Source organism: Nonomuraea candida (assembly GCF_000725485.1).
Classification (GTDB): domain Bacteria; phylum Actinomycetota; class Actinomycetes; order Streptosporangiales; family Streptosporangiaceae; genus Nonomuraea; species Nonomuraea candida.
On the sequence record NZ_JOAG01000104.1, the window covers coordinates 1 to 4,083 of the forward strand.

The window sequence follows — 4,083 nt, forward strand, 5'->3', positions numbered from 1 at the left end:
GCGCAACGCTCACGCGCAACCAAAGACCAGCTTCGCCGCCAGCTCACCTATTCGAAGCTGGACCAGTTACCCGTCCAAGGTTGCGTGACAGGCCACTAGCCCTGCGTACGCAAAGCTCATTGTCTCTGAGTAAGTCAACGCTGCTGCGGCCACACCAACAAGCAGAGCCCCGACAAAGATCACCGCTGCTCGCGGTGATAGAAGTGAGGTGTCTGCATGTGGCTGCTCTGAAGGAGCCTGCGGAGGTTGTGCTGTCGAGCCCATCTTGAGCCCTTCCTCGTGTGATCAACGGACGTGCCCTTTGGCACCTCGGTGACGCGAGTGACTCTCGGAGATGAGAGCCGTGTGCCAGGGACTACAAAAGCGTCCCAGATGGCAGGACGTCGTGGGGCTTGAACGGTCCAATTGATCCCTTTCGACTACTCTCGGCTACCTGCCGAAAGCGATCCGCGAATTAGGGGTACCGGTCACATCGGACTTACGCTGACATTAAGGGACGCATGTGCTCAAAAGCGGGAAACGCTGCTAAGTGCTGGAGCTATGACGTATCGTCGGGAGCGAACCTCGTGAGGTTCAACGGACGAGACGCGTTCGCGTGACGGCGAAGCGGCTCATCTCGGGGATCGCGTCATGCGACGGCTATGCCAGCGGTGAGCCGGTGCTAGACGGATCTCTTGGAAGGAGACATGGTCTCTGAACGCGGCGTTGGGCCAGCCTCAGAGATCATGCTCAAGTTGAGGCCATCCGCTGATCTTGCGATCTGCGGATGGCCTCAGCGATTCTCCATCTAGGCGCGGCATACTGATTGTCTTCTCGAGATACTCGACTGTCTTAGCTGGCCTCGCACTTTGCCGAAACGTTCTTGTAGGCATCAAGCGGCGGCGCGGCGCGCCGCCGTACCGGCCCGCTGGCGCCCGCCGCCCGGGCATGCGGCCTGAGGGCCGGTCCCGGACGGCGGCGCCTCGGGCCGGCCCGCGTCAGATCTCGCCGCAACCAGCTGACCCGCCGACCCGGGCGCCACGCCACCGCAGCGCACTCGGCCTACCGGCTGGACACGACCGTTCCGAGCAACAGACGATGGCAGGATGCGCAGCCGGTTGACGATCCTCGCGGAAGTAGCCACCGTCGCAGCTCTCGTGGTCGCCGTGATGACCTTCCTAAAATGGGATGAGAGGGCCCCATGGGGTGAAGGGCACGGTCCCTCAAATCCTGAGCAAGCGCAACTCCCGGTCGCCGTTCCAACCCTTGTCGAACGGCTGCAGATATTCGGCTCCGACCAGGACTTCGGGCGACTACTGCTTTGGGGGATCGGCCTGTACATCCTTCTCGGGGCCTTGGCGCTGATCGTCTCAGGTGACTACGGTGGAGCAGTCCGAGCCGGACTCTGGCTTCTGTTGGCGCTCGCGGCGACAGCTGCTTGGCTCTGGCTGTTTTGGGGCTCCCTCAACGTACTCGGAATCATCTTGTTGGGAATCGGCCTCGTCATCGTCGGTATCGCGTGCCTTACGTACTTGAACATCTAAAGCACGCCTCCGGCGGGGGGCTCCGGCTCCGGGATGATCGCCGAGCCAGGGGACAGCGCCGTACGTGGTTGAGGTGGAAGTCTGATCATCCCGTCCGCCATCGACCCGGGACAAGCCGAGCAGACCTGGGCCATGGGGTCAAGGTCGTTCGTCCGGTGGGGCGCTCCACCTTGACCCCATGGCCCAGGCCCGCTTTCCCTTCGGGCGGGACGACGGCGGACGGGATGATCAGACAGGGGAGAAGCGTGCTGGCCGCACGTAGCAAGATCCGGACTATGCGCGGAATGATCTGCGGCTCCAAGGGCGAGACTGAGGGCGTACAACGAGGTTGAGGCCGCGTCGAGGCCAGGACCATCGGTCCCCTGTAAACCGTCGGCTCAGCCTACGCAAGTTCGAACCTTGCACCTGCCACGCCAGTGGGAAGAGGCTCGTCACCAGCGGAAACGCGGTGACGGGCCTCTCGCTTGTGTCCGGCCGTTTACGGCCGACACTGGCCGCCTACGGTTGATCGTTCCAATGCGTTCCCATTGGATCATGGCCTGGATCTCGCTGGATTGTGGCACGGGGGTGAACGGCCAGTCGGCTCACTCCCGGGCGTACGGCCGGTCCGAATTGGTGGTCCGGCTGATCACCCCACGGGCATGAGGACGGGGCCAGCATCTGCGGCCGCTACCAGGCGACCGCCGGATCACTCCCCGGGCCGTGGAGACGGGGGCCCGACTCGGATGCGCGCCTCGGCGCCGCCCGGATCACCCCACGGGCGTGGAGACGGGGCGGATTCATTGACCTCGCCGTGGGGGAGGAACGGATCACCCCCACCGGCGTGGGGACGGGAGGACGTTCGAGGCGACGTTCGCCGTCGTGTTGGATCACCCCCGTCCACCATCGACCCGGAGAAGCCGAGCAGACCAGGGCCACGGGTACCAGATCGTTCGTCCGGTAGGGCGCTCCATTTGGCACCCGTAGCCCTGTCCCGCTTCCCCTGCGGGCGGGTCGATGGCAGACAGGATGATCAGTCAGGCGGGGTGTGCGCAGGTGCGCAATCCATGTCACCCTGCGCCTATGCTCACCGTCCGCCAACTTCTCGACTACCTCACTGGCCAGCCCGACGAAACCCCCGTCGTAGTCGACGTCAACGCAGGGGGTTGGTATCTCCGTGTAGAAGATCTCAACGTGACCACCGCCCAAGACGCGACACCCGGTGGTGACCCTCTTGAAGGTGTTGAGATCAATATCTTCTGGGAACCCGGCGAGCGCGGCTGAACCATAAATGACCCCTCCAAGACGCTCTTCACCCTGGACGACGTAGACGAGCTGATCGCCGAACGCGACGCGCTCCGTCGGGAACTGTCAGACCTCCGAGCCGGTCTCTGTTTGTCTCTTCGCAAGTACCACAGGGAAACGGGTCCGCAAGGGCTGATCGTTCGGTCCGTGCTCACCGATCAAGAGATCTTCGCCGAGATCGAGCAGCTCCGCGCCATCGCCGCCGAGTCCAGCTCAGAGCCTTGATCGTCGTGCCATTGGCGTGCCATTAAGGGCGGTGACGAGGGGTCAACCACGGTCACTCACGACAAACCTCAGTCGCAGGTCAGCGCCTCTACAAGCCAAGATCCCTACAATTCCCATGCTGACGGCTGAGGGATTGGTTCGATCCCAGAGTTACCTCGATAGGTCCCCATGGTGCCGACATGGCTCCGGACGGAGATGAGACGGTGTGGAGCGAGGAAGAATACGTAACCTATCTGCGTGGCGAGCGGCGGCGTTTCGCGTGGGTGATGCGGCGGTACGGAGGACTTTCGCCGAGCGAAGCCGAGGCGGCAGCGCTGAATCGCTACCCCTACGAGCCAAGTGACGAAGCATACCGCGGACTCATCTTCCACGATGAGGCATGGCATTGGGCGATGCTGGAACTCTATGGTGACAGCTACTGGATCGACCGTCCGGAGCTCACACACCCATCGCCAGAGTACCGGGCCCTCGATTGACGACGTGCCAAGATTTGAATCGCCCCGGGTTCGGTGGAGACCACCACAACAGCGCACAGCCACATCCGTCTGGTATCACTCAAGACACGGTCGGGAACTCCTGTTCACGTCTTGGACGGTCCGGATAAGGAAGCGATCAGGCCATCGAGGGAGCCTCGGCTGTTCAGCCACGAGTACAGCCAAGAGAGTGAACGACGGTGGAACCCTGCGGACGTCCACAGACAGCGCGACCGCAGGCCAGAGCCGCTGACCTCGATCAAATTGCCTTCTCTAATTCGCGGATTCTTCGGTCGCGGTCTCGGCGTTACGCCGCAGCAGCCTCTGTACGACGCTAGGGAGGTTCAAGGTCCGGTCTTCTCTCTGTAGGCGCCAGCGGCCTAGTCTTCGTGCTCATGGCTCGCACCACTTCCAAGCCTCCGGTTGACATCACGCAGGTGTTACCCGAGTTGGCCGCGTACGCAAGAACAGCCGTCCGGCGGGCCCTGCCCCCGATGTGTGGACACCTTGAGTACCGGATGATGGAGATCCGGAGACAAGGAGTTCCACGTGGCGATGAAGTCGTATCCGCCGGAGTT

The 4,083-nt window shown here is 62.8% G+C and carries 3 protein-coding genes; all 3 read left to right on the plus strand.

What is annotated here, in order from left to right:
- Positions 1-1,085 precede the first annotated feature (1,085 nt).
- The 3 genes from IO39_RS43150 to IO39_RS53735 all read left to right on the plus strand — a co-directional run bounded on the left by IO39_RS43150 (position 1,086) and on the right by IO39_RS53735 (position 3,508).
- Positions 1,086-1,523 (plus strand): hypothetical protein, encoded by a 438-nt coding sequence (locus IO39_RS43150; RefSeq protein ID WP_043637450.1) that lies wholly within the window; start codon positions 1,086-1,088, stop codon positions 1,521-1,523.
- Positions 1,524-2,585: 1,062 nt separating this feature from the next.
- Positions 2,586-2,786 (plus strand): hypothetical protein, encoded by a 201-nt coding sequence (locus IO39_RS55595; protein ID WP_157549808.1) that lies wholly within the window; start codon positions 2,586-2,588, stop codon positions 2,784-2,786.
- A gap of 425 nt (positions 2,787-3,211) precedes the next feature.
- Positions 3,212-3,508, plus strand: a complete 297-nt coding sequence (locus IO39_RS53735) for a hypothetical protein (protein WP_084774556.1) — start codon at positions 3,212-3,214, stop codon at positions 3,506-3,508.
- The last annotated feature ends 575 nt before the right edge of the window (positions 3,509-4,083 follow it).

What these genes read in the sequence shown, in the direction of transcription:
- IO39_RS43150 (WP_043637450.1), top strand. Translation starts at nt 1,086, where the DNA reads ATGCGCAGCCGGTTGACGATCCTCGCGGAAGTAGCCACCGTCGCAGCT.
- IO39_RS55595 (WP_157549808.1), top strand. Translation starts at nt 2,586, where the DNA reads ATGCTCACCGTCCGCCAACTTCTCGACTACCTCACTGGCCAGCCCGAC.
- IO39_RS53735 (WP_084774556.1), top strand. Translation starts at nt 3,212, where the DNA reads ATGGCTCCGGACGGAGATGAGACGGTGTGGAGCGAGGAAGAATACGTA.